The organism is Rhodosalinus sp. (assembly GCF_046542825.1).
Taxonomy (GTDB): domain Bacteria; phylum Pseudomonadota; class Alphaproteobacteria; order Rhodobacterales; family Rhodobacteraceae; genus Rhodosalinus.
The window spans coordinates 1-23,392 of record NZ_JBKHAQ010000021.1 but is presented as its reverse complement, the minus strand read 5'-3'; the positions used below and the strand labels follow the sequence as shown (position 1 = coordinate 23,392).

Here is a 23,392-nt window from a genome sequence, read left to right as displayed (position 1 = left end):
TGACCGGACATCTGTGGGGGATGACATGACGCCGAAGACACCGCTTGCACGTTCGGCCCTGGCCGCGTGCCTGATCGCGCTTGCCGCGCCCGTTGCTGCGCAACCGCTGCGCACCGCCGGGCCACCGGCCGATTTTCCGCCCGACGGCTACGAAGACCGGCAGTTCGTGGACAGTCGCGGCTGTGTCTATATCCGGGCCGGTGTGGACGGAAACGTCACCTGGATTCCGCGTGTGAACCGGGACCGTGAGCAGCTGTGCGGCTTCCAGCCCACCTTCGCCGATGCGCCCGCGCCCCGGCTGGAGCCGCAACCCCAGCCCGAAGCGCGTGACGAGACGGAGGTGGTCGAGGCCCCCGCGCCGGAGGAGGCTGCGCCCGAGGCAGCACCGGCACCGCGCGCGGAGACCCGGGCGGCCGAGGCGGCGCCGGCACCGCGCGAGGAGACACGGGCGGCCGAGGCGGCGCCACGCCCGGCGCCCCGGCAGCAGGCGCAGCCGCGGTCCCGTCCGGACCCCGAGCAGATGCGCATCGAAGTGCCGCGCCGCGACCGCCCCGCCGCGCCGAGGGCCAGCGGCGATCCGATCCGCACCGTCGCCGGCGCCCGGGCGCCGCGGCAGAGCGGTCAGGCGGCTCCCCCTGCATCGCGGCCGGACGCCGGGCGCGCGCCCGCCGCGGTCGCCGGCGCGCGCTGCCCGGGGGGCACACCGGTGTCCCGGCGCTACCTCGCCGGGCGTGAGGGCGAGCGGCTGCGCTGCGGCCCGCAGGCCAAGCCGCCTTACAGCTTCCGCATCCCGTCCGCCGCAGAGGCCGAGGCCCTGCCGGAGGGCGCGCGCATCCACCGCCATGCTGCGGCAGACGCCGATGACGGGGCGAAGGTGTATCGCAGTGTCTCGGGGCGCGCGGTGTCGGGCGAGGCGCGGGTGCTGCCGCGTCACCTCTGGCAGCCGCCGCAGCCCGAGGAGGCCCGCGTCGAGGTGCCGGACGGCTACGAGCCTGCCTGGGATGACGGGCGCCTCAACCCGCGCCGTGCGGAGCAGACGCTGAACGGCCGCGAACGCATGCTTCTGGTCTGGACCAACACCACGCCCCGCCGCCTCATCGATCGTGCAAGTGGCGAGGACGTGACAGCCCGCCACCCGCGGCTCTTCTACCCTTTCACCGACCTTGCCACGCAGAACGCCTATCTTTCGGCCAAAGACGAGCTCGAGGTGCGTGTCGCGCCGGACGGGCGGGTGCGGCTGGTGCAGAAAACCGACGGTCAGGCAGATGTCGCCACGCGCTCCGCGCCCGTTCAGCCGGCGGCCCCGCGCGCGCAGCCGGTGCGCGAGGCTCCACCCGCCGCGCCCGAACCGCGCGCGGCGGCGCCGCATCGTTTCGTTCAGGTGGGCACATTCGGCGAGCCGGCCAATGCGCAGCGCACTGCCGCCCGGCTGCAGGCGATGGGCCTGCCCGTGCGCCTCAGCCGAATGAGCCGGGGCGGGAAAAGCTACCGGATCGTTCTGGCGGGGCCATTCACGAGCGAGGCACGATTGCGGGACGCACTGGGCACCGCGCGCCGGGCGGGCTTCGCCGACGCCTTCCCGCGCAACTGACGGATCGCCTGCGCAAGCCGCGAGTGCCTGCCCATTGCAGAGCGGTCCCTCCCGGCCGCGCCCTTGCGTGCCATTCGTCCCGAGGGCAGGTGGCCGCGCCTGTGCAGCGCATCAGGCACCGCAGATGCCCTGCAGGCGTAGCCAGTCGCTGTCCGTCAAGGCCGGGCGGGGTTTCGTCCGGGCGAAGGGCGCGGCCTCGATCAGCCCCAGCACGCTTTCTCCGGTGACATCGCGCGCCAGGGCATAGGGCCGGGGGCTGATCGCTGCGTCCTCGAAGGCCTGCAGGAGCGCCAGGTCGGCAACCGTCGCAGGCCGTGCGGTCAGCAGCCGCTGCGCATGGGCCCGCAGCAGAGCCGGCGGCAGCGTGCCCGAGGTCAGCAGACCGAAGCTCGCGCTCACGCCGCCCTCCCGCACCAGTGTCTCCAGCGGATCCTGCGCCGCCTGTCGCAGCCCCTCGGCCAGAACGAAACCTGCCGGCACGTCCGGCTCGGCCGGATCCTCGATCAGCGCGCGCGCCATCAGGATGCGTCCGTCGGGCAGGCTGGCCGTGGCGACCGGACCGTCGCGCAACACCACGAGCCTGCCCTCGCCCCCGGACCCGAGCACGCGCTGCGCGAGCGCATCGAGCGCCGGCATCCCGTCTTCGGTGCGGCATGGACGGCCGGACAGTGCGATGATTTCCGCCATCAGCGCCTGCGAGATCTCGGTCCGCTTGGCCGGCGGCAACACGCGCAGCGCATGGTCGCGCATCGCGCCGGGCAACCAGAGCACGGCGATGACCGCAACAAGCAGCAGCATCGCCGCGATGCCGGCAAGGCGCAGCCGACCCGGCCGCGGGCGGCGACGGTCCACCGCGCGGCGCACCCGCTCGATGGCGTCGATCATGTCCTCCGAGCCCGTGCCCAGTTCCAGCTGTTCGCCGGGATCGCCGTCGGGGTGGTAGAGGGCAGGGCTCTCACCCGGGTTCGCGCGCGCCACGGCGGCGAGCGACCAGTGCGCCAGCGCGCGGTCCTGAAGGTCGGTGATCGTCAGGCTTGCCTCGCCCAGCGATACGATCACGTCCCGCCGCTGCGCACCGGGCGATGCGCGCCAGAGGCCCGCGGCCTCCAGCCGGGCATACTGTTCCAGGGCCGTCATGGGCGGGCTCTGCTCTGCCTCTTTCCAGTTGGGCAGAAGCTATCACGGCGGTCGCGCCACGGGCAATCGCGTAGACTGCACGCGAAGAGGCCCGCCAGGGTCGATGAGCGCCCGCCTTGCCTAGAGCGCGCGCGCGATGGCCCTCAGCTCGAACTTCTGGATCTTGCCGGTCGAGGTCTTGGGCAATTCCTGGAACACCACCGTCTTGGGCGTCTTGAAGCCCGCGAGGCGCTCGCGCGCATGGGCGATCAGCGTGGCCTCGTCGGCCTCGGCGCCGTCCTTGAGTTCGACGAAGGCGCAGGGCACCTCGCCCCATTTCTCGTCCGGTTTCGCCACCACCGCGCAGAGCAGGACGGCCGGATGCGCCATCAGCACGCCTTCGACCTCGACGGAACTGATGTTCTCGCCGCCGGAGATGATGATGTCCTTCGCGCGGTCCTGGATTCTCAGGTAGGTATCGGGGTCCTGCACGGCGATGTCGCCGGAGTGATAGACGCCGCCCCTGAAGGCCTCTGCCGTCGCCTCGGGGTTCCTGAAATAGCCTTTCATCACCCCGTTGCCGCGGAACACGATCTCTCCTTGCGTCTGGCCGTCCATCGGCACCGGCGCGCCGCTTTCGTCGACGACATGGACGTCTTCCATGAAGGGCATCGCGATGCCCTGCCGCGCCTTCCTCGCCGCGCGGTCGTCGCCTGCCAGCCCCTCCCACTGGTCGCCCCAGCAGCATTCGGTGGCGGGCCCGTAGGTCTCGGTCAGCCCGTAGACATGGGTGATGTTGAAGCCCATCGGCTCGATCGCGGCCAGCGTTGCGGGCGCGGGCGGCGCGCCGGCGGTGAAGACCTCGACCACATGGTCGAACTCCCGCCGCTCTTCGGGTTTGGCGTTGATCAGCGTGTTGAGCACGATGGGCGCGCCGCCGAAATGGGTCACCTTTTCGTCGGCGATGGCGTCGAAGATCGGCTTGGCCGCGATGTCGCGGCAGCAGACGACCGTGCCCGCGACGGCCGGCATCATCCAGGTGTGGCACCAGCCATTGCAGTGAAAGAGCGGCACGATGGTGAGATAGCGGGGATAGAGCACCATCCGCCACGACAGCACCTGTCCCATGGCATTCAGATAGGCGCCGCGGTGGTGATAGACGACGCCCTTGGGCCGCCCCGTCGTGCCCGAGGTGTAATTGAGCGCGATGCTCTCCCACTCGTCTTCCGGCATGTGCCATGCGAAACCGGGATCGCCCGCGGCCAGCAGATCCTCGTATTCGGGGTATTCGCCCAGGTGATGGACGCCCGCGTGATCGTCGGCCACCTCGACCACCGCCGGCGCCGGCCCCTCCATCCGCTCGATCGCCTCCGCCGCCAGCGGCACGAACTGCGGATCGACCAGCAGCACCCGCGCCTGCCCGTGGTCGAGGATGTAGGCCACCGTGTCGGGGTCGAGCCGCACGTTGATCGTGTTGAGCACCGCGCCGCAGGCGGGCACGCCGAAATGCGCCTCTGCCTGCGCGGGGACGTTGGGCATCAGCGTCGCCACCACGTCACCGGGTTTCACCCCGATGCCCGCGAGCGCAGAGGCCAGGCGGCTCACCCGCTCGGAATACTCGCGATAGGTCCGGCGGATCGGCCCGTAGACCACCGCCTCGCGCTCGGGAAAGGCCGAGGCCGCGCGCCGCAGGAACGACAGCGGCGTGAGCGGCACGAAGTTGGCCGCGTTCTTCTCCAGTCCCGTTTCGTCCGCGAGCCAGCCCATCGCCGCGCGCCTCCCCTTTTCCCTGTCGGGCGGAGCGTATAGGGAAAGAATATTGCGCCGCAAGACGGGGTTGCGCCATGAGTGTTGCCGATACCGCCCGGGGCGGCTCCGCCGCGGGCGCGCTTTCGATGCTCGGCGCGATGGCGATCATCGGGCTGATCGACAACGCGGTGGCGCTGATCTCGCGCGATATCGGGCTGTGGCAGTTCCAGTTGATGCGCGGGATCCTCTGCCTGCCGATGCTCTGGGCCGCCTCGCTCGCGATGCGCCAGCCGATCCGCGCGGTTTCGCTGCGCGCGGTGACGTTTCGCAGCGTGGCGGTGACCATCGCCATGTCGCTCTATTTCGGCGCGCTGGCCTTCCTGCCGATCGAGCAGGCGCTGGCGGGGCTTTTCACCTCGCCCATCTGGATCCTCGTGCTGACCGCGGTGGCGCTGCGCCGGCCGGTGGGCCGCGTGAGGATCGCCGCGGTGGCGGTGGGATTCGCGGGCCTGATCGTGGTGCTGGAGCCTGACCCGGCAACGCTCTCGCCCGTGATCCTGATGCCGGCGCTGGGCGGCGTCTTCTATGCCATCGGCATGATCGCCACCAACACGATCTGCGCGCGCGAGACCGCGCTCACGCTGCTGACGGGCATCATCCTCTGCCAGATCGTGGTCAGCCTGGCCGCGCTCGCCCTGCTGGGTTGGGTCCTGCCGGCGGGCGAGGGCTTCCTGCTGCGCGGCTGGACGTGGGAGCTGGGCGAGGCGGGCCTGTGGCTCGTGATACAGGCGGTGGGATCGCTCATCGGCGTGGGGCTTATCATCCGCGCCTACCAGCTGGGCGAGCCCAGCTATATCGCGCCCTTCGAATACGCCGCCTTCATTTCCGGGCCCTTTTTCGCATGGTTGCTCTTCGGCCATCTGCCGGGCCTGCAGCAACTGCTGGGAATCGCGCTGATTGCCGCGGCGGGCAGCCTCGTCGCGCTGCGGATGCGCGAGGCGCGATGATCGTCTCCCGCGGGCGGCGCTACATCTTCGTGCACATCCCCAAGACGGGGGGCACGGCGCTGGCGCTGGCGCTGGAGGCGCGGGCGATGGCCGACGACCTGCTGATCGGCGACACGCCGAAGGCACGGCGGCGGCGCGGGCGGCTCAGGGGGCTTCACCCGCGCGGGCGGCTCTGGAAACATTCCACGCTGGCCGACATCGAAGGCGTCGTCGATGCGGCAGAGCTTGACGGCTTCTTCACCGTCACGCTGGTGCGCAACCCCTGGGACCGGCTGGTGAGCTACTGGCACTGGCTGCGGATGCAGCGTTTCGACCATCCGGTGGTGGCGCTGGCAAAAGCGAAGGACTTCGGGGGCTTTATCGCCGATCCCGACATTGGAGCCAGCCTGCGCGCGCACCCCTATGCCGCCTACATGACCGACGCCGAGGGCCGCGAGCGCGCCTCGCTCTACGTCCGGCTGGAGCACTTCGAGGCGGACGCGGAGCCCTTCTTCGCGCATCTGGGGTTTCGCGTGGCGCTGCCGCGCGCCAATGCATCTGCCCGCGACCGCGACTGGCGCCGCTATTACGACGACGAGACGGCGGCGCGGGTCGCCGACCTGTGCGCCGAGGACATCGCGCGCTTCGGTTATGCGTTCTGAACGGTCTCGCCGCAGGCGATCCGCTGCCGGGCCTCGGCCGGCATGGCGTGCTCCGCGGCCGGCTGCGCCGCGATCCCCCAGGGGATCGGGCGCGGCTCGACCGTCATGTCAGGCGGCCTGCGCGGCGGGGCCGAAGCGGCCGTAGAAACTCTGCCCCCCGGCCGCCATCTCGCGCAGGAGCGCGGGGCAGGTGAAGCGCGCGCCATGCGCCGCCGAGAGCTCGTCGCAGAGTTCCGCCGCGCGGGTGGCACCCAGCATGTCGAGCCAGCTGAATGGCCCGCCCGACCAAGGCGCGAAGCCCCAGCCCAGGATGGCGCCCACGTCGCCCTCGCGGATGTCCTCGAGCACGCCGGCTTCCAGCGCGCGCACTGCCTCCAGCACCTGCGCGAACATCAGGCGATGCTGCACCCGGCTGAGCGTCGGCTGTTCCTCGGCCAGCGGATACTTGTCGCCAAGCCCCTCCCACAGGCCGGTGCGCTTGCCGCTCTCGTCGTAGGTGTAGAAGCCGGCGTTCGCCTTGCGGCCCAGCCGCCCCTGATCGGCCATCCAGAACACCACCTCGTCCACCGCGTCGTCGGGATAGGCATCGCCCATGGCGGCCTTTGTCGCCTTGGCGATCTTGACGCCAAGGTCGATCGAGGTCTCGTCCACCAGCTGCAGCGGCCCCACGGGAAAGCCCAGCTGCCGCGCGGCATTCTCGATCAGCGCGGGCGCCACGCCCTCGCCCACCATGCGGATGCCCTCGTTGATGTAGGGGATGATGCAGCGGTTGGCGTAGAAGAAGCGCGCGTCGTTCACCACGATGGGCGTCTTGCGGATCTGGCGCACGTAGTCGAGCGCCTTGGCCACCGCGCGGTCGCCCGTCTCGCGGCCCTTGATGATCTCCACCAGCAGCATCTTCTCGACCGGCGAGAAGAAGTGGATGCCGATGAACTGCTCCGGCCGGGCACTCGCCTTGGCCAGATCGCCGATCGGCAGGGTCGAGGTGTTGGTGGCAAAGATCGCGTCCCTGGGCAGATGCGCCTCGGCCTGTTTCGTGACCTCGGCCTTGATCGCGGGGTCCTCGAACACCGCCTCGATCACCAGATCGCAGCCCTCAAGCGCGGCGTAATCCGTGGTGGGCGTGATCCGCGCCAGCGTCTCGGCGGCCTTCTCGGGCGTGGTCTTGCCGCGCTTCCGGCCCTTTTCCAGGTAGCTTGCGGTATAGGCCTTGCCCTTCTCGGCGGCCTCCTGGCTTTGATCGATCAGCACCACCTCGATGCCGGCCTGCGCGGAGACGAGCGCGATGCCCGCCCCCATCATGCCCGCGCCCAGAACGCCCAGCTTCTGCACCCGCTGGTCCGGCGCCTCCGGGCGGTTCGCGCCCTTCTCCAGCGCCTCCTTGTTGACAAAGAGCGAGCGGATCATCGCCGCCGAGGAGGGATTCAACAGGACATGCGTGAACCAGCGCGCCTCGACCTTCAGCGCGGTGTCGAAGGGCACCAGCGCGCCTTCATAGACCGCGCTCAGCAACGCCCTGGCCGCCGGAAAGGCCCCGTAGGTCTGCGCGTTCACCATGGCCGAGGCGCCGACGAAGGTCATGAAGCCCGCCGGGTGATAGGGCGTGCCGCCCGGCATCTTGTAGCCCTTCGCGTCCCAGGGCTTGACGATGTCGGCGTCCTTGGCGTTCAGCACCCAGTCCTTCGCCGCGGCGACCGGATCCTCGGCCACCTCGTCGATGATGCCCGCGCCCTTCGCCTTCTTCGGATCCAGCAGCTTGCCCTCCAGCAGGTAGGGCGCCGCCGCCATGGCGCCCAGCTTGCGCACCAGCCGCGTGGTCCCGCCCGCGCCCGGGAAGATGCCCACCATGATCTCCGGCAGGCCGATCTTGGCCTTAGGGTTGTCGGCGGCGAAGATGCGGTGGGTGGCAAGCGGGATCTCCAACCCGATACCCACCGCCGTGCCCGGCAGGGCAGAGGCGATGGGCTTGCCGCCCTTCAGCGTCTTGGGGTCCATGCCCGCGCGCTCGATCTTGCGCAGCACGCCATGCATCCGCATGATGCCGTCGAAGAGCCCCTTCGCCGGGTCGTCGCCGGCCTCGTCCCGCATCCGGGCGAGGATGTTGAGGTCCATGCCCCCGGCGAAGTCCTTCTTGGCCGAGGTGATGACCACGCCCTTCACCGCGTCGTCGCCCAGTGCCGCGTCGACCAGCGCGTCAAGCTCCTCCAGCGCGGTCAGGCTGAGCACGTTCATCGAGCGCCCCGGCACGTCCCAGGTGATCACCGCGACGCCGTCGGCGCCTGTCTCCATCGTGAATTCGGTCATCTCTCTCCCCCTCACACGCGTTCCAGGATCGTTGCCGCGCCCATCCCTGAGCCGATGCAGAGCGTGGCGAGCCCGGTCTCCCGGTCCGTGCGCTCCATCTCGTCGAGCAGCGTGCCCAGGATCATCGCGCCGGTGGCGCCCAGCGGGTGGCCCATGGCGATCGCGCCGCCGTTCACGTTGACCCGCTCGGGGTCCACCTCGAAGGCCTGCATGAAGCGCAGCACCACCGCCGCGAAGGCCTCGTTCACCTCGAAAAGGTCGATGTCGCCAATCTGCATCCCGCTCTCGCGCAGGATCTTCTGCGTCACCGGCACGGGGCCCGTCAGCATGATGGTGGGGTCAGTGCCGATCTTGGCGGTCGCCCGGATGCGCGCGCGCGGCGTGAGCCCCCGCGCCTCGCCCCATTCCTTCGAGCCGATCAGCACGGCCGAGGCCCCATCGACGATGCCGGAGGAATTGCCGGCATGGTGAATGTGCTCGATCCGCTCCAGATGCGGATACTTCAGCATCGCCACCTTGTCGAAGCCCGGCATCACCTCGCCCTGCTCCTTGAACGAGGGCTTGAGCGCGCCCAGGCTCTGCATGTCGGTCTCTGGCCGCATGTGCTCGTCCCGGTCGAGGATCGTGAGGCCGTTGACGTCGCGCACCGGCACCACGGACTTCGCGAAGCGCCGGTCGTCCCAGGCCGCCTTTGCGCGGCGCTGCGACTCGACCGCCAGCGCGTCCGCCTGATCGCGGGTGAAGCCGTATTGCGTGGCGATGATGTCGGCCCCGATACCCTGGGGGACGAAATACATCTCCATCGCCACGGAGGGGTCCGCCGCGATGGCGCCGCCGTCCGAGCCCATGGGCACGCGGCTCATGCTCTCGACGCCGCCGGCGATATAGGCGCCGCCCGCGCCGCCGCGCACCTGGTTGGCGGCCATGTTCACGGCCTCGAGCCCCGAGGCGCAGAAGCGGTTGATCGAGACGCCGGGGATCGATTCGTCCAGATCCGAGGCCAGCACCGCGGTGCGCGCCAGACAAGCGCCCTGCTCGCCCACCTGCGTGACATTGCCCCAGATCACGTCCTCCACGGCGTGACCCTCGAGCCCGTTGCGGTCCTTGAGCGCATTGAGCGCGGTGGTCGAGAGCCGCAGCGCGGTCACCTCGTGCAGGCTGCCGTCCTTGCGTCCCTTGCCCCGCGGCGTGCGCACGGCGTCGTAGATGTAGGCGTCGGTCATCATCTGCCTCCGTTCAGGCCCGGTCCGAGGGGCGGCCGGGCATCAGGTCATAAGGGTGTTTCCAGCCCGGCAGCGCCGCGATGCGGGCGAGCCAGGCGTCTATGGCGGGCCATTCGGCCCGGTCGAACCCGAAGGGCTCGGGATAGAAGAGATAGCCGCAGCAGGAGAAATCGGCGTTGGTGGGGCCGTCCCCCACCAGCCAGTCGCGCCCGTCGAGATGCCCTTCGAGCACCGCGTAGGCTGCCTTCAGCCGGCCCTGCAGGAAGCCGATCACCTCTGCCGGGCGCTTCTCCTCGGGCAGGAAGTTCATCAGGAACCGCGTCATGCCGGCCTGGCTTGAGAGCTTGTGATTGTCCCATAGCACCCAGCGCAGGATCTCGCGCCGCTCGCGCGCGTCGCCTCCGCCGAACCGGCCGGACTTCTCCGAGACGTAGTCCTGGATCGCGCCGGACTGGGTGAGGGTGTAGTCCCCGTGCACCATCACCGGCACCTCTCCCATGGGATTGAGCGCGCGATAGTCGTCGGAGCGCGTGGCGCCCGCGAAGAAATCCACCTTCACCGGTTCCCAGTCGAGGCCCGAAAGCTCGAGGGGCAGGGCGGCCTTGTAGGAATTGCCGCTCTCTCCGAAGCAGTAGAGCCGGATCGTCATGGCGCGCTCCTTGCCGGTCTGGGAGACGCGGGGGTTTCACACCCCCGCACCCCCGTGGGGTATTTTGAGCAAGAGGAAGACATGGACCTGTTCACCTCTCCTTAACCCTGTCGAGTGTAGACGAGTCCCGTGGCACAGGCTGGGGAGCCGATGGCCATGCAAGGGGAAGCCCCGCTGTCATGCAGGCGTCATGCGTGACCGTCGGCATGGCGGCGGGGTGGACCGGGTGCTGCCCGCCTGCCTCCGAGGGTTCGATGAACGGTCCTTCCTCTTGCAAGAAATACCCCGCGGGGGTGTGGGGGCGCGAAGCCCCCACCCGCGGCGGCTCAGGCAACGCAGGCGTCGGGGTCATTTCCCCCCCGCGAAGCTGCGCGCGATGAGTTCCTTCATGATCTCGTTGGTGCCGCCGTATATCCGCTGCACACGGGCGTCGGTCCACATCTCGGCCACGGCATATTCCTGCATGAAGCCGTAACCGCCGTGGAGCTGGAGGCATTCGTCGAGCACTTCTCCCTGCGTATCCGTCAGCCAGTATTTCGCCATCGCGGCCTTCTCCACCGTCAGTTCGCCGCGCAGGTGGTCGGCGATACACTCGTCGAGGAAGGCGCGCGCGACCTTCGTCCTGGTCAGGCATTCGGCGAGCTTGAAACGGGTGTTCTGGAACTGCATGATCGGGCCGCCGAAGGCCTGCCGCTCGTGGCAGTAACGGATGGTGCGCTCGACCGCGCCCTCCATGGCCCCGACCGCGCCGCAGCCGATGATGAGGCGCTCCTGCGGCAGTTGCTGCATCATCTGGTAGAAGCCGCGCCCCTCCTCGGTCCCGAGGATGTTCTCCGGCGGCACGGGCACCTCGTCGAAGAAGAGTTCCGAGGTGTCGGCGGCATGCGCGCCGATCTTCTCGAGGTTGCGGCCGCGCTGGAAGCCCTCGGCGCCGTCGGTCTCGATCACCACGAGCGAGGTGCCCTTCGCGCGCGCCGCGGGGTCGGTCTTGGCCGCGACGATGATGAGATTGGCGTGCTGGCCGTTGGTGATGAAGGTCTTCTGCCCGGTCACGCGGTAGACGTTGCCGTCGCGGATGGCGCGGGTCCGGATGTTCTGCACGTCGGAGCCGCCGGAGGGTTCGGTCATGGCGAGCGCGCCCACCATCTCGCCGCTGACCATCTTCGGCAGCCAGCGCAGCTTCTGCTCCTCGGTCCCGTAGGCGAGGATGTAGTGCGCGACGATGCCGGAGTGGATGCCGTGGCCCCAGGAGGCGAGGTTGGCGCGCGAGCCTTCCATCAGGATGACCGCCTCGTGGCCGAAATCGCCGCCCGCGCCGCCGTATTCCTCGGGGATGGAGGGGCAGAGCAGGCCGAGTTCCCCGGCTTGTTGCCAGGTCTCCCGGTCCATCTCGCCCTGCTTGCGCCAGCGGTCGTAGTGCCGGACCCAGTTCTCCTCGATGAAGCGCCGGGTCATCTCGGCGAGCATCTGGTGCTCTTCGGTCATCCATGCGGATGGCATCGCGGGTCTCCTCCCCCTTGACTGCTCTATCTCCTGCGCGCGTCGAGCTCCGAGTTGAAGAGCCTCAGCCTGTGCGTGAGGGTGTCCTCGTCGGTGACGCTGTCGAAATGTTCGAAGAGAAAGGACAGCGCCTCGCCCTCGTCCAGCCCCGCCTCGGTCGCGAACTTGCGGAGCCGGCGGTAGCCGTCCTCCGTCATCGCGACCTGGAAGCGCCGGGTGGTGCGGAAGCGTTTCGGCATCTCTCCTCCCTCTTCGCGGGCGTAGGGTGCGTGCTCGGCACGCACCGCCCCCCGTCAGAAACTCGCCGCATCCAGCGTCATCACCGGCTCCGCGCCGCTCTCGATGCGCTTGAGGTGCATCGCCGTGGCGGGCAGCTGGCGCGCCATGTAGTAGCGCCCGGTGGCGAGCTTGGCCTCCAGGAACTCGGCATCGCCCCGGCCCTCGGCCAGCGCCGCCCTGGCGGCGAGCCCCATCTTCGCCCACATGAGCCCGAGGCAGACGTGGCCGAAGAGGTGCATGAAGTCGTAGGAGCCGGAGAGCGCCGCCTGCGGGTTCTTCATGCCCTGTTGCATGAAGAACATGCCCGCCGCCTGCAGGTCCTTGGAGGCCTGCTTGAGCGGGTCGAGGAAATCGCGATCGAAGGCCTCGTCCTGCCCGGCGTGTTCCTTGGCGAAGCCTTTCACCATCTCGAAGAAGGCCATGATCGTCTTGCCGCCGTTCTGGCCCAGCTTGCGGCCCACGAGGTCGAGCGACTGGATGCCGTTCGTGCCTTCGTAGATCATGGTGATCCGGGCGTCGCGCACGAACTGCTCGAGCCCCCATTCGCGGGTGAAGCCCGAGCCGCCCAGCGTCTGCTGCGCGAGCACGGTCGTCTCGAAGCCCTTGTCGGTAAGGAAGCCCTTGATGACCGGGGTGAGCAGCGAGATCATCGCCTCCGCCTCGGCGTCCTGGTTGCGGTGGGCGCGGTCGATCATCTGCGCGCCCCAGAAGGTGAAGGCGCGCGCGCCCTCGACGAAGCTCTTCTGATGCAGGAGGTTCCGCCGCACGTCGGGGTGCACGATGATCGGGTCGGCGGGGCCTTCGGGGTTCGCGGGGCCGGTCACGTCGCGGCCCTGCAGCCGGTCGCGGGCGAAGGCCAGCGCGTTCTGATAGGCAACCACGCCCTGCGCGTAGCCCTGCAGGCCCACGCCGATGCGCGCCTCGTTCATCATGGTGAACATCGCGCGCATGCCCTTGTGCAGCTCGCCCACGAGGTAGCCGGTCGCGCCGTCGTAGTTCATCACGCAGGTGGCGTTGCCGTGGATGCCCATCTTCTTTTCCAGCCCGCCGCAGGACACCGCGTTGCGTGCGCCGAGCGAGCCGTCCTCGTTCACCATGAACTTCGGCACGATGAAGAGCGAGATGCCCCTGGTGCCCTCGCCGCCGCCAGGGGCCTTGGCAAGAACGAGGTGGATGATGTTCTCGGAAAGGTCGTGCTCGCCGGCAGAGATCCAGATCTTCTGGCCGGTGATGCGCCAGGTGCCGTCGTCCTGCGGCTCGGCCTTCGTGCGGATCAGACCAAGGTCCGTGCCGCAGTGCGGCTCGGTCAGGTTCATGGTGCCCGACCAGATGCCGTCCACCATCTTCGGCAGGTAGGTGCGCTTCTGCGCGTCGCTGCCGTGGGTGTGGATCGCGGAATAGGCGCCGTGGGTCAGGCCCTGATACATGTTGAAGGCCATGTTGGCCGAGACGAACATCTCGCCCACCGCCGAGCCGATCAGGTAGGGCATCCCCTGGCCGCCGTATTCCGGGTCGGCGTCGAGGCCCATCCAGCCGCCCGCGCGCATCTGCTCATAGGCGTCCCTGAAACCCTCGGGCGTGCGCACGACGCCGTTTTCCAGCGTGCAGCCCTGTTCGTCGCCCACCGTGTTCAGCGGCGCCAGCACATTCTCGGAAAGCTTGCCGGCCTCCTCGAGGATCGCCGCCGTGGTCTCGCGGTCCAGTTCCTCGTACCCGGGGATGTCGGCCTCGGCGACCTTGAGCAGGTCATGCAGGACGAACTGCATGTCACGGGTGGGGGCTTCGTAGATCGGCATGCGTCACTCCCTACTGCAGTCGGGCCGCGGCGGTCACTCCGCCGCGGTCTTCTTGTTCAGCGAATCGAGCATCTGTTCGCCCCAGGCAAGCTGTTCCTTCAGCTCCTCGATCGCCTCGGTCAGCTCGTCGCGCTGGCGCTCCATGCCGGCCAGCCGCTCCTTCGCGATCTCGTAGGTCTTGAGAAGCTGCGTGCGCTGCTGGTCGTCCTCGTGGTAGAGGTCCAGCAGCTGGCGGATCTCTTCCAGGCTGAAGCCGAAGCGCTTGCCGCGCAGGATGAGCTTCAGCCGCGCGCGGTCGCGGCGGGTGAAGAGCCGCTTCTGCCCCTCGCGGATCGGGAACAGCAGTTCCTTCGATTCGTAGAATCGCAGCGTCCGGGGCGTGACGCCGAAGGCGTCGCACATCTGCCGGATCGTCATGGTTTCGTCAGTGTCGGCGGTTTGGCCGACGGGCGTCGAAGTCATGGGTGATGTCCTTGTGAGTCCTTGGGTGACGCCGGCGAGATGCTGATTTCTCCGCATGGTTACAACACCGGGCGATGTTGACGTAACCGGGACGCTGCGTCATTTTCGGGTCCGTGTCATTTTCCGTCGCTGCGCAGCTGCGGGACGCAAGGATGTTTCCCGCCGATCAAGGTGAAGATCATCCGCGAAGCTGATGGAATCGCTATCCCCTTGCCCTTTGGGTCTGCGTTTCGAGAGTGCTGCGGGTCTCGTCGCGCATCCGGCGAAGCTCGTCAATTGCCTCTTCGAGCTGTGCCTTCTGCCGGGCAAGTTCCTCAAGCTGCGCGTCCGCAGCCTCGACGAAGGTGCGCATCTGCGCCTCGGTGCCCTCGTTCTCGTAGATCAGCAGCCACTGGCGGATATCCTCCAGCTGAAAGCCGTAGCGCCGGCCGCGCAGGATCAGCGTCATCCGCGCCAGTTCGCGCGGCCCGTAGAACCGCTGTCGCCCGATGCGCTCGGGCTGCAGAAGCTCGATATACTCGTAGTATCGCAGCGTGCGCGGCGTGACGTCGAACCGTGCGCACATCTCCTTGAACGAGAGGCGTGTTTCGGACATTCGCGGACCCCCTCGCGCAGAGGTAGGTGCTCGGTTCCACTGCGGCAACCGCAGCGGCATGCGGCCTTGCGCTCGCGGTGCGCAGGCGCGAAGAGTGGGGCGCGACCGTCAGGAAAGATCCGCGCATGACGCCCGACAAGGCAAAGATGGCCCGCCAGTTCACAGAGAAGATCCCGCACGTCAAGGCGCTGGGGATGACCTTCACCGCGCTGGGCAGGGGCGAGGCCAGCATGTCGATGCCCTGGGACGCGCGGTTCGTGGGTGACCCGGAGACGGGGGTGATTCACGGCGGCGCGGTCTCTGCGCTGATGGACACCTGTTGCGGGGCAGCGGTGATGAGCCACCCCGCCGCGCCCGGCACAACGGCCACGCTGGACCTGCGCATCGACTACATGCGCCCGGCGACGCCGGGGCAGACGATCCGCACCACCGCGCAATGCTACCGCCTGACGCGCTCGGTGGCCTTCGTGCGCGCCACCGCCTGGGACGACGACGACGAGCGGCCCGTCGCCACCGCAACGGGCGCCTTCACCGTCGAGGGGGTCAAATGAGCAAGCGGCGGCCCGAACCCGTGCAGGTGGTCAAGCAGCGGCGGGACGCGGCACTGGCCGCGCTGGTGCACGGCGTGCCCTACATCAAGTATCTGGGCATCGAGTTCGAGCGCCGCGGCGACGAGCTGACCGCGGTGCTGCCCTTCGACGAGAAGCTGATCGGCAACCCGCTGCTGCCCGCCATCCACGGCGGCGTCACGGCGGCCTTCCTGGAAACCGCCTCGATCATCGAACTGAGCTGGCAGATGCTCTGGCCCGAGATCGAGGCCGGCACGCTCGACCCCGACAAGCTTGCCGCCGGAGAGTTGCCGCGCCTGCCCAAGACCATCGACTTCACCGTGGACTACCTGCGCTCCGGCCTGCCGCGCGACGCCTACGCGCGGGCGCGGGTCAACCGCTCGGGCCGGCGCTATGCCTCCGTTCACGTCGAGGCGTGGCAGGACAACCGCGCGCGGCTTTTCGCGCAGGCCACGGGTCATTTCCTGATGCCGCCGCGCGGCGATGGCGGCTGAGGCCGCCCCGCGCAGCCCGCGCGCCGTCACCCACGCCCGCGTCCTGAAGATCGCCGTCCCCATCGTGATCTCGAACGCCACCGTGCCGCTTCTGGGCGCGGTCGATACCGGCGTGGTGGGCCAGATGGGAGAGGCCGCGCCGATCGGCGCCGTCGGCATCGGCGCCATCATCATCACCGCGATCTACTGGGTCTTCGGCTTCCTGCGCATGGGCACCACGGGCCTTGTCGCGCAGGCCGAGGGGGCGGGCGACGGGGCGGAGGTCGCGGCCCTGCTGACCCGCGTGCTGCTGATCGGCTTCGCTGCCGGCGCGGGGCTGATCGTGCTGCAATGGCCGCTCTTCGCGGGCGCCTTCCTGCTCGCGCCGGCGAGCGAGGAGGTCGAGGGGCTGGCGCAGGGCTATCTCGCCATCCGGGTCTGGAGCGCGCCGGCCGCCATCGCGATCTACGGGCTGACCGGCTGGATGATCGCGCTGGAGCGCACGCGCGCGGTGCTGGTGCTGCAGGTCTGGATGAACGGGGTCAACATCCTGCTGGACCTGTGGTTCGTGCTTGGCCTCGGCTGGGGGGTGGAGGGCGTGGCCTTTGCCACCTTCCTTGCCGAATGGTCGGCGCTGGCGCTGGGCCTCTGGCTCTGCCGCGACGCGTTCTTCCGGCCCGAATGGCGCGACTGGGCGCGGGTGCTGGACGGTGAGCGGCTGCGCCACATGGCCGTGGTCAACACCGACATCCTCATCCGTTCGCTTCTGCTGCAGGCGGTCTTCGTGTCGTTCCTGTTCGTGGGCGCGGACTTCGGCGACGTGACGCTGGCCGCAAATCAGGTGCTGATGCAGTTCCTGCAGATCACCGCCTATGCGCTCGACGGCTTCGCCTTCGCGGCCGAAGCCATCGTGGGACAGGCGATGGGCGCGAAAAGCCGCGCCACCCTGCGCCGGGGGGCTGCGGTGACGAGCCTGTGGGGCGGGGTATCCTCGTTCGGCATGGCGGCGGCCTTTGCCCTTGCCGGGCCTTCGATCGTCGACCTGATGGCCACCGCGCCCGAGGTCCGGGCAGAAGCGCGGGTGTTTTTGCCGTGGATGGTCGCTGCGCCGATCCTGGGGCTGGCGAGCTGGATGCTCGACGGCATCTTCATAGGCGCCACGCGCACGGCCGACATGCGCAACATGATGGCGGCGAGCTTCGCGGTCTACGTCGCGGCCGCCCTCGCCTTGGTCCCTGCTTTCGGAAACCACGGCCTCTGGGCCGCGCTGCTGATCTCCTTCGTGGCGCGCGGCGTGACGCTGGGCCTGCGCTACCCGGCGCTGGAACGCGCGGCGGGCTAGACCAGATCCAGCACCTTGTCGGGCGGGCGGCCGATCACCGCGCGGTCGCCCCGCAGCGCCACGGGCCGCTCGATCAGGATCGGATGCGCGACCATCGCCCCGATCAGCCGGTCCTCGGGGTCGTCGGCGGACAGCCCCGCCTCGCGAAAGCGTGCCTCCTTCGTGCGCATCAGGTCCCGGGCCCCGATCCCGAGGGTGCGCAGAAGCTGGCGCAGCTCTTCCTCGGTGGGCGGCTCGTCCAGATAACGGCGCAGGCGCACCTGCGCGCCCCGGTCCTCGAGCAGCCTCAGTGCCTCGCGCGACTTGGCACAGCGCGGATTGTGCCAGAGCGTGATCATTCCCACTCTCCTCTCGCGGTTCCGACGGCCTCTGCCACGCTTGCGAAGCCGTCCCGCGCAAGCAACGCATCCAGCCCTTCCGTGATCCGGGCGCCCAGCGAAAGACCCTCGTAGACCAGCCCGGTGTAAAGCTGCACGGCGCTCGCGCCGGCGCGGATCTTGGCATAGGCGTCCTCTGCGCTGCCGATGCCGCCGACGCCGATCAGCGGCATCGCGCCTGCGGTGAGGCGATGAAGGCGCGCAAGAACCTGTGTCGAGCGGCGAAAGAGCGGCTTGCCCGACAGCCCGCCCGCCTCTGCCGCATGAGCCGAGCGCAGCCCGTCGCGCGCGAGCGTGGTGTTGGTGGCGACGATGCCGTCGATCCCGGCCTCGCGCGCGACGGCGGCGATGTCGGCCAGTTCCGCATCCGTGAGGTCCGGCGCGATCTTGAGGAAGAGGGGCAGGGGGCGCCCGAGTTCCGCGCGCGCGTCGATGACGCGGTCGAGCAGTGCCGCCAGCGCCTCGGCCCCCTGCAGGTCGCGCAGCCGCTCGGTATTGGGCGAGCTTACGTTGACGGTGGCGAAGTCCAGCCACGGCCCGCAGCGCACCAGCACCGCGGCGAAATCGCCCGCGCGGTCGGCGCTGTCCTTGTTGGCGCCCAGGTTCAGGCCCAGAACCATGTCGCGCGGTCGCCGCTCCAGCCGCGCGGCCACGGTCTCCATCCCCTCGTTGTTGAAGCCGAAGCGGTTGATGACGGCCGCGTCCTGCGGCAGGCGGAAGAGCCGCGGGCGCGGGTTGCCGGGCTGCGGGCGGGGCGTCACCGCGCCCACCTCGACAAAGCCGAAGCCCGCGCGCGAGAGCGGATGCAGCGCGACCGCGTTCTTGTCGAAGCCGGCGGCCAGCCCGACCGGATTGGCAAGGCGCAGCCCCGCAAGCTCACAGCGCAGCCGGTCGGAGGTCACGAGGCCGGGCAGGGGGGCCGCGCCCGCCTGAAGCGCGCGCAGCGCCAGGCCATGCGCGGTCTCGGGGTCGATCCGGCGCAGCAGAGCGAGCCCCGCGCGTTCGGTCAGGCTCACGCCATGCCCTCTGGAAAGACATGCCGCCCGTCGGGCCCCAGCGGCAGGTCGCGCAACCAGACTGCGTCCGCCAGCCTGAGCGGCGCGTGGAGATGCGGGAAGAGCGCGCCACCGCGCGAGGGCTCCCATTTCAGGGCAGGGCCGAGCGTGGCGGTTTCGAAGGCCAGCAGCTTGAGCCCCTCCTCGCCGGCGAAATGCCGCGCGGCCGTCTCTTCCAGCTGCTCGGCGGTGGAGAAATGCACGTAGCCGTCCGCCACGTCGATGGGTGCGCCGGCGGTCTCGCCTGCGGCTTCAAGGTCCGCCCATTCGTCCGCGCGAAGGATCTTGTAGATCAGCATGGCGGCTCTCCTGCCGCGACCGCGCCCCGGGGTCAAGCGCGCAGCCTTGTCACACGGCTGTCGCGGGGCTTTGGCAAGGCTTTGACGTTGCCGGAAGCCTCGCCGCGCGGCAGGCTCTGGCCCATGTCTCCACAGCGAGTGTCCCGAGATGTTTACCAGACTGTTCTGCAGCGCAGCGGCGCTGGCGCTGATCCCCGCGATGGCGGCGGCCGACTACACGCTGCACATCCTGCACATCAACGACCTGCACAGCCGGATCGAGCCGATCAGCCGCTTCGATTCCACCTGCCCGCCCGAGGACGATGCCGCGGGCGAGTGCTTTGGCGGCGTGGCTCGGCTCAAGACGCTGATCGACCAGAAGCGCGCCGAGCTTGCGGGCGAGAACGTGATCGTCCTCGACGCGGGCGACCAGTTCCAGGGCTCGCTCTTCTTCACCACCTACCAGGGCCAGGCGGCGGCCGAGTTCATGGCGATGATCGGCTTCGACGCGATGACGCTGGGCAACCACGAGTTCAACCTCGGCCCCGCGAAACTGGCCGAGTTCGTGGACGCGCTGCCCTTCCCCGTGATCTCCGGCAGCCTCGACCTGTCGCGGTCCGGGGAACTGGGCGGCAAGGTGGGCCGCACGCTGGTGCTCGAGGTCGGGGGCGAGCGGATCGGCCTCGTCTCCGCCGTGGCAGCCGACACGCAGGAGCTGTCCTCGCCCGGTCCCGACATCGTCTTCATGGACGAGATCGACTCGATCGCGGCCCAGGTCGAGGAGCTGGAGGCCGAGGGCGTGGACAAGATCGTCGCGCTTACCCATGTGGGCCTGCCTCACGACATACGGATCGCCGAGGCGGTAGAGGGGATCGACGCCATCGTGGGCGGGCATTCGCACAGCTATCTCTCGGCCTCCGACCCCGACCGCGCGGGCGCCTATCCGACCTATGCCACCGCGCCTGACGGCACGATGGTGCCCATCGTGCAGGCCTATGCCTATTCCAAATACCTGGGCCACCTGACGCTGACCTTCGACGACGACGGAAAGGTCACGCTGGCCAAGGGCGACACCATCCTCGTGGGCCCCGACATCGCCAAGGACGAAGCGGTGGCCGAGCGGGTGGCCGCGCTTGCCGAACCGATCCGCGAAAGGATGCAGGAGGTTGTGGCAGAGACCACGGCGGCCATCGACGGCGCGCGCGAAAGCTGCCGCGCGCGCGAATGCGAGATGGGCACCCTCGTGGCCGATGCCATGCTCGACCGGGTGCGCGACCAGGGCATCCAGATCGCGATCCAGAACGGCGGGGGCCTGCGCGCCTCGATCGACGCGGGCGAGGTCTCGATGGGCGAGGTGCTGACGGTGCTGCCCTTCCAGAACACGCTCGCCACCTTCCAGTTGCGGGGCGAAGACGTTCTGGCCGCGCTCGAGAACGGCGTCAGCCAGATCGAGGAGGGGGCGGGGCGCTTCCCGCAGGTGGCGGGGCTGACCTTCGCCTTCGACGCCGCGGCAGAGCCCGGCGCGCGCGTGAGCGACGTGATGGTGATGACAGAGGGCGACTGGCAGCTGCTGGATCCCGCGGCGACCTATGGCGTGGTGTCCAACAACTTCATGCGCCGGGGCGGCGACGGCTATTCGATGTTCGCTGCCGACGCGATGAACGCCTACGATTTCGGCCCGGGACTGGAGCAGGTGGTGGCCGACTACATGGCCGAAAACTCGCCCTATACCCCCTACACCGACGGGCGCATCACCGCGAAGTGACGAAGCGCGCCGGTCCCCTGCCCGGGGCCGGCGCCGCTGCTTTCAATTGTTGGCAAATACGCCCGGTGCGGCGACCTTCAGCCTGCGTCCAGCTCTGGCCAGAGCGCGGGGTCGAGCGCCGCGATGAAGGGGGCCAGCGCCTCCCGATGCTGCCGCCATGCCCCGACCGAGCGGGAATGGACCCCCTGCCGCACCTGGTTGACGCTGGCCGTGCGCACGGCCGCCGGGTTCCGTTCCGGCGCGGCCATCTCGGGCACCCAGTCCAGCCCGCAATGATCGGCAATCCGCCGGCTCCACCCCTCGATGTCCTGCACCAGGTCCGCATAGGGCACGTCTAGGATGCGCTGGGGAAAGAGCGCGCGCCAGTGTGCCATGTAGCGGCGGTAGAGGTTCGCCATCTGCGCGATGGCCTCCAGATCGGCGGTGAAGGTCATCGCCGCCGCGGGGAAATGCGTGCGCCAGATCGACAGCGCCACATCGCGCGGGTCGCGCACCAGGTGGACGAAGCGCGCCTCCGGCAGGGCGCTCGCCAGATAGCCGATCAGGCGGTAGTTGGCCGGCATCTTGTCGACGAAGGCGCGGGTGCCTTCGGGCATGTCGGGCAGCGCGGCGCGGTAGCCGCGCGCCAGCGCCGCGGCCTCCTCGGCGCCGAAGCCCGCCTCGCCCTTGACCTGCGGCATGGTCAGGCGCGCGGCGGCAGCGAGTTCGCCCGCGCCGAAGACCGCCGGATGGGCCGAGATCATCTGTTCGGTCAGCGTGGTGCCCGAGCGCATCATGCCGAGGACGAAGATCGGCAGCGGACCGCCGCTCCCGGTCCCGCCGGTGACCTCCAGCAGCGGTGTGCCTTCCGGGAAATGGCTCAGGATCCGCTCGCACTGTGCCTGGGCCCCGGCGAAGTCGTGCGGACGCTGGCGGGCGTCGGCGGCATTGGCGGCGGCGATGTGGCGCGCCTCTGCCTTCCGGTTGCCCGACTGGCCATGAATCCGCGCCGCCGCGAACTCCAGCAGCACGCGGTCCCGGTCGGAGCGGGTCTTGCGCAACGCCGCCTCGACCTCTGGCAGGACCGTCCGATTCTCTTCGGCCGATTGCAGCCGGGCGAGTTCGTACAGCCCGTCCGGATTGTGCGGCACGAGCGTCAGAAGCCGCCCCAGCACCGCCTTCGCCTCGGACACGCGGCCAGCCTCGTTGAGCAGGGTTGCGTGGCGCAGCAGCACCTCGGGGTCCGTGGGCGCCAGATTCGCGGCGCGCTCGATCGCTTGCAGGGCTTCAGCATCGCGGCGCAGCGCACCAAGCGCATGGGAGAGCCGCAGCGCGACCTCGCCATCCTGCGGGGCCAGTTTCTCGGCCTCGCGACAGTCCGCGAGCGCGCCGCGGAAGTCGCCCCGGTCCATGCGAAGCGAACCGCGCAGCAACCAGACCTTGACCGTGGCAGGCGCGAGCGCAAGCGCGTGGCTGGCGGCTGCCTCTGCCTCGTCGGAGAGTCCGGCGCGCATGTGGCACAGCGCCTGCTGGTACCAGAGTTCGGGGTCGCGCGGGCGCTGCGCGAGCAGCTTGTCGAGCAGGGCCTGCGCAGTCTCCACACGGTCGAGCGAGACGAGCGCCTGGATCAGGTTCTGCGCGGGCTCGGGGAAGGCGGGGTTCAGCTCCATCGCCTTGCGGAAATAGCCCACCGCCTGCCGGCTGTCGCCGTCGTGGACCAGCGCGAGGCCCGCGAGATTGGCGAAGAAGGCCTCGCGCGGCCAGCGTTTCATCGCGGTGCGCGCCGCCTTGAAGGCAGGCCGCAGCTTGCCCGCCTGCAGAAGCCCCGCGATCTTCTGCGCCTCCATCCGCGGATCGGCTGCCATGCGCGTCCCCCTTGCCTTGGCCCTTCTGCTAGCGGGCAGGCGGGACGCGCGCAACTCTGGCGGCCGCGCGGCCGGCAGGCTAGGCTTGGGCCCATGTGCGGACGCTTCGCCGTGACCCTGCCCCCCGACGCCATGGCGCAGCTCTTCGCGGCCGTGCCCGCGAACGACCTGCCGCCGGTGCCCAACTACAATGTCTGCCCGACCAACGCGGTGCATGCGGTCTGGCACCAGGGCGAGGGGCGCAGGCTGGGCGCGATGCGCTGGGGCTTCCTGCCGCACTGGTACAAGTCGCCCACGGACGGCCCCCTGCTGATCAACGCGCGGGCCGAGACGCTGGCGGAGAAGGCCGCCTTTCGCACCGCCGCGCGCGAACGCCGCTGCCTGATCCCTGCCTCGGGCTTCTACGAATGGACCAGGGACGCCGAGGGCACGCGCCATCCGTGGTACTTCCGCCGCGCGGACGGCGAACCGATGGCCTTCGCCGGCATCTGGCAGGACTGGGAGCGTGGAGGCGAGGCCCATCGCACCTGCGCCATCGTGACCTGCGCGGCCAGCCGCGATCTTGCCGCCGTCCACCACCGGATGCCCGTGGTGCTGGAACCCGAGCACTGGGCGCTCTGGCTGGGCGAGGCGGGGCACGGCGCGGCCGCCGTCATGCAGGCCCCGCCCGAAGGCACGCTGGAGTTCTTCCGCGTGGGCCGGGCGGTCAACTCCAACCGCGCCTCCGGGCCGGAGCTGATCGAGCCGGTCGAGGCGTGATCCGGCCGCGCGCGATCG

At 69.6% G+C, this 23,392-nt stretch carries 22 protein-coding genes; 8 read left to right on the top strand and 14 right to left on the bottom strand.

Annotation, left to right across the window (positions count from 1 at the left end):
- The first annotated feature begins 25 nt into the window (after positions 1-25).
- Positions 26-1,591, top strand: a complete 1,566-nt coding sequence (locus tag ACLFOB_RS04730) for an SPOR domain-containing protein (RefSeq protein ID WP_410925163.1) — start codon at positions 26-28, stop codon at positions 1,589-1,591.
- Between the two features lie 111 nt (positions 1,592-1,702).
- Here the strand turns inward: ACLFOB_RS04730 and ACLFOB_RS04725 are convergent, their stop codons facing one another.
- Both ACLFOB_RS04725 and ACLFOB_RS04720 read right to left on the bottom strand, forming a co-directional pair.
- Positions 1,703-2,728, bottom strand: a complete 1,026-nt coding sequence (locus ACLFOB_RS04725) for a hypothetical protein (RefSeq protein ID WP_410925161.1) — start codon at positions 2,726-2,728, stop codon at positions 1,703-1,705.
- Between the two features lie 120 nt (positions 2,729-2,848).
- A complete protein-coding gene (locus tag ACLFOB_RS04720; RefSeq protein ID WP_410925159.1) occupies positions 2,849-4,474 on the bottom strand; it encodes an AMP-binding protein in 1,626 nt (541 codons plus the stop codon).
- Positions 4,475-4,551: 77 nt separating this feature from the next.
- On the opposite strand from ACLFOB_RS04720, the gene ACLFOB_RS04715 reads away from it, so the two are divergent.
- Together ACLFOB_RS04715 and ACLFOB_RS04710 are read left to right on the top strand one after the other, a co-directional pair.
- Positions 4,552-5,463 (top strand): DMT family transporter, encoded by a 912-nt coding sequence (locus ACLFOB_RS04715; protein ID WP_410925157.1) that lies wholly within the window; start codon positions 4,552-4,554, stop codon positions 5,461-5,463.
- Positions 5,460-6,104, top strand: coding sequence for a Type II secretory pathway, pullulanase PulA (locus ACLFOB_RS04710; RefSeq protein WP_410925155.1), 645 nt, complete (start codon positions 5,460-5,462; stop codon positions 6,102-6,104). The genes ACLFOB_RS04715 and ACLFOB_RS04710 overlap by 4 nt, the downstream gene beginning before the upstream one ends.
- A gap of 108 nt (positions 6,105-6,212) precedes the next feature.
- Here the strand turns inward: ACLFOB_RS04710 and ACLFOB_RS04705 are convergent, their stop codons facing one another.
- From ACLFOB_RS04705 to ACLFOB_RS04670, 8 genes are all read right to left on the bottom strand, one after another.
- On the bottom strand, positions 6,213-8,408 hold the full coding sequence (locus ACLFOB_RS04705; protein WP_410925153.1) for a 3-hydroxyacyl-CoA dehydrogenase NAD-binding domain-containing protein: 2,196 nt from the start codon (positions 8,406-8,408) through the stop codon (positions 6,213-6,215).
- Positions 8,409-8,419: 11 nt separating this feature from the next.
- Positions 8,420-9,631, bottom strand: coding sequence for an acetyl-CoA C-acetyltransferase (locus tag ACLFOB_RS04700; RefSeq protein ID WP_410925151.1), 1,212 nt, complete (start codon positions 9,629-9,631; stop codon positions 8,420-8,422).
- Between the two features lie 13 nt (positions 9,632-9,644).
- Positions 9,645-10,280 (bottom strand): glutathione S-transferase family protein, encoded by a 636-nt coding sequence (locus ACLFOB_RS04695; RefSeq protein ID WP_410925149.1) that lies wholly within the window; start codon positions 10,278-10,280, stop codon positions 9,645-9,647.
- Between the two features lie 348 nt (positions 10,281-10,628).
- Complete coding sequence (locus tag ACLFOB_RS04690) at positions 10,629-11,780, bottom strand: acyl-CoA dehydrogenase family protein (RefSeq protein ID WP_410925147.1); 1,152 nt, start codon at positions 11,778-11,780, stop codon at positions 10,629-10,631.
- A 26-nt stretch (positions 11,781-11,806) separates the two neighbouring features.
- Entirely contained in the window at positions 11,807-12,019 is a 213-nt protein-coding gene (locus ACLFOB_RS04685; protein ID WP_410925145.1) for a hypothetical protein, read from the bottom strand.
- A 54-nt stretch (positions 12,020-12,073) separates the two neighbouring features.
- Positions 12,074-13,855 carry an acyl-CoA dehydrogenase C-terminal domain-containing protein gene (locus tag ACLFOB_RS04680; RefSeq protein WP_410925143.1) on the bottom strand — a complete coding sequence of 594 codons (1,782 nt, stop codon included), beginning with the start codon at positions 13,853-13,855 and terminating at the stop codon, positions 12,074-12,076.
- Between the two features lie 33 nt (positions 13,856-13,888).
- On the bottom strand, positions 13,889-14,317 hold the full coding sequence (locus ACLFOB_RS04675) for a MerR family transcriptional regulator (RefSeq protein ID WP_410918099.1): 429 nt from the start codon (positions 14,315-14,317) through the stop codon (positions 13,889-13,891).
- Between the two features lie 202 nt (positions 14,318-14,519).
- Positions 14,520-14,912, bottom strand: coding sequence for a MerR family transcriptional regulator (locus ACLFOB_RS04670; RefSeq protein WP_410918098.1), 393 nt, complete (start codon positions 14,910-14,912; stop codon positions 14,520-14,522).
- Between the two features lie 125 nt (positions 14,913-15,037).
- On the opposite strand from ACLFOB_RS04670, the gene ACLFOB_RS04665 reads away from it, so the two are divergent.
- From ACLFOB_RS04665 to ACLFOB_RS04655, 3 genes are read left to right on the top strand one after another with little or no spacing between them, the layout of a single operon-like run.
- Positions 15,038-15,463, top strand: coding sequence for a PaaI family thioesterase (locus tag ACLFOB_RS04665; protein WP_410918097.1), 426 nt, complete (start codon positions 15,038-15,040; stop codon positions 15,461-15,463).
- Positions 15,460-15,975 carry a PaaI family thioesterase gene (locus tag ACLFOB_RS04660; RefSeq protein ID WP_410925141.1) on the top strand — a complete coding sequence of 172 codons (516 nt, stop codon included), beginning with the start codon at positions 15,460-15,462 and terminating at the stop codon, positions 15,973-15,975. Before ACLFOB_RS04665 ends, ACLFOB_RS04660 begins: the two co-directional genes overlap by 4 nt.
- Entirely contained in the window at positions 15,965-17,296 is a 1,332-nt protein-coding gene (locus tag ACLFOB_RS04655; RefSeq protein WP_410925139.1) for an MATE family efflux transporter, read from the top strand. The genes ACLFOB_RS04660 and ACLFOB_RS04655 overlap by 11 nt, the downstream gene beginning before the upstream one ends.
- On the opposite strand, the gene arsC is transcribed toward ACLFOB_RS04655, so the two are convergent.
- From arsC to ACLFOB_RS04640, 3 genes are read right to left on the bottom strand one after another with little or no spacing between them, the layout of a single operon-like run.
- Positions 17,293-17,634 (bottom strand): arsenate reductase (glutaredoxin), encoded by a 342-nt coding sequence (gene arsC / locus ACLFOB_RS04650; protein ID WP_410925137.1) that lies wholly within the window; start codon positions 17,632-17,634, stop codon positions 17,293-17,295. The genes ACLFOB_RS04655 and arsC overlap by 4 nt on opposite strands.
- Positions 17,631-18,689, bottom strand: a complete 1,059-nt coding sequence (locus ACLFOB_RS04645; RefSeq protein ID WP_410925135.1) for a quinone-dependent dihydroorotate dehydrogenase — start codon at positions 18,687-18,689, stop codon at positions 17,631-17,633. Before ACLFOB_RS04645 ends, arsC begins: the two co-directional genes overlap by 4 nt.
- Entirely contained in the window at positions 18,686-19,027 is a 342-nt protein-coding gene (locus tag ACLFOB_RS04640; protein WP_410925133.1) for a DUF952 domain-containing protein, read from the bottom strand. The genes ACLFOB_RS04645 and ACLFOB_RS04640 overlap by 4 nt, the downstream gene beginning before the upstream one ends.
- A 148-nt stretch (positions 19,028-19,175) precedes the next feature.
- Between ACLFOB_RS04640 and ACLFOB_RS04635 the strand changes: the two genes are divergently transcribed.
- On the top strand, positions 19,176-20,771 hold the full coding sequence (locus ACLFOB_RS04635; RefSeq protein WP_410925131.1) for a bifunctional metallophosphatase/5'-nucleotidase: 1,596 nt from the start codon (positions 19,176-19,178) through the stop codon (positions 20,769-20,771).
- 77 nt (positions 20,772-20,848) lie between these two features.
- Here the strand turns inward: ACLFOB_RS04635 and ACLFOB_RS04630 are convergent, their stop codons facing one another.
- Entirely contained in the window at positions 20,849-22,615 is a 1,767-nt protein-coding gene (locus ACLFOB_RS04630; RefSeq protein ID WP_410925129.1) for a tetratricopeptide repeat-containing sulfotransferase family protein, read from the bottom strand.
- Between the two features lie 93 nt (positions 22,616-22,708).
- Between ACLFOB_RS04630 and ACLFOB_RS04625 the strand changes: the two genes are divergently transcribed.
- Positions 22,709-23,374, top strand: coding sequence for an SOS response-associated peptidase (locus ACLFOB_RS04625; RefSeq protein ID WP_410917482.1), 666 nt, complete (start codon positions 22,709-22,711; stop codon positions 23,372-23,374).
- Positions 23,375-23,392 lie beyond the last annotated feature (18 nt).

Coding starts and splice junctions, on each gene's coding strand:
- ACLFOB_RS04730 (WP_410925163.1), top strand. CDS start 26: ATGACGCCGAAGACACCGCTTGCACGTTCGGCCCTGGCCGCGTGCCTG.
- ACLFOB_RS04725 (WP_410925161.1), bottom strand. CDS start 2,728: ATGACGGCCCTGGAACAGTATGCCCGGCTGGAGGCCGCGGGCCTCTGG.
- ACLFOB_RS04720 (WP_410925159.1), bottom strand. CDS start 4,474: ATGGGCTGGCTCGCGGACGAAACGGGACTGGAGAAGAACGCGGCCAAC.
- ACLFOB_RS04715 (WP_410925157.1), top strand. CDS start 4,552: ATGAGTGTTGCCGATACCGCCCGGGGCGGCTCCGCCGCGGGCGCGCTT.
- ACLFOB_RS04710 (WP_410925155.1), top strand. CDS start 5,460: ATGATCGTCTCCCGCGGGCGGCGCTACATCTTCGTGCACATCCCCAAG.
- ACLFOB_RS04705 (WP_410925153.1), bottom strand. CDS start 8,408: ATGACCGAATTCACGATGGAGACAGGCGCCGACGGCGTCGCGGTGATC.
- ACLFOB_RS04700 (WP_410925151.1), bottom strand. CDS start 9,631: ATGACCGACGCCTACATCTACGACGCCGTGCGCACGCCGCGGGGCAAG.
- ACLFOB_RS04695 (WP_410925149.1), bottom strand. CDS start 10,280: ATGACGATCCGGCTCTACTGCTTCGGAGAGAGCGGCAATTCCTACAAG.
- ACLFOB_RS04690 (WP_410925147.1), bottom strand. CDS start 11,780: ATGCCATCCGCATGGATGACCGAAGAGCACCAGATGCTCGCCGAGATG.
- ACLFOB_RS04685 (WP_410925145.1), bottom strand. CDS start 12,019: ATGCCGAAACGCTTCCGCACCACCCGGCGCTTCCAGGTCGCGATGACG.
- ACLFOB_RS04680 (WP_410925143.1), bottom strand. CDS start 13,855: ATGCCGATCTACGAAGCCCCCACCCGTGACATGCAGTTCGTCCTGCAT.
- ACLFOB_RS04675 (WP_410918099.1), bottom strand. CDS start 14,317: ATGACTTCGACGCCCGTCGGCCAAACCGCCGACACTGACGAAACCATG.
- ACLFOB_RS04670 (WP_410918098.1), bottom strand. CDS start 14,912: ATGTCCGAAACACGCCTCTCGTTCAAGGAGATGTGCGCACGGTTCGAC.
- ACLFOB_RS04665 (WP_410918097.1), top strand. CDS start 15,038: ATGACGCCCGACAAGGCAAAGATGGCCCGCCAGTTCACAGAGAAGATC.
- ACLFOB_RS04660 (WP_410925141.1), top strand. CDS start 15,460: ATGAGCAAGCGGCGGCCCGAACCCGTGCAGGTGGTCAAGCAGCGGCGG.
- ACLFOB_RS04655 (WP_410925139.1), top strand. CDS start 15,965: ATGGCGGCTGAGGCCGCCCCGCGCAGCCCGCGCGCCGTCACCCACGCC.
- arsC (WP_410925137.1), bottom strand. CDS start 17,634: ATGATCACGCTCTGGCACAATCCGCGCTGTGCCAAGTCGCGCGAGGCA.
- ACLFOB_RS04640 (WP_410925133.1), bottom strand. CDS start 19,027: ATGCTGATCTACAAGATCCTTCGCGCGGACGAATGGGCGGACCTTGAA.
- ACLFOB_RS04635 (WP_410925131.1), top strand. CDS start 19,176: ATGTTTACCAGACTGTTCTGCAGCGCAGCGGCGCTGGCGCTGATCCCC.
- ACLFOB_RS04630 (WP_410925129.1), bottom strand. CDS start 22,615: ATGGCAGCCGATCCGCGGATGGAGGCGCAGAAGATCGCGGGGCTTCTG.
- ACLFOB_RS04625 (WP_410917482.1), top strand. CDS start 22,709: ATGTGCGGACGCTTCGCCGTGACCCTGCCCCCCGACGCCATGGCGCAG.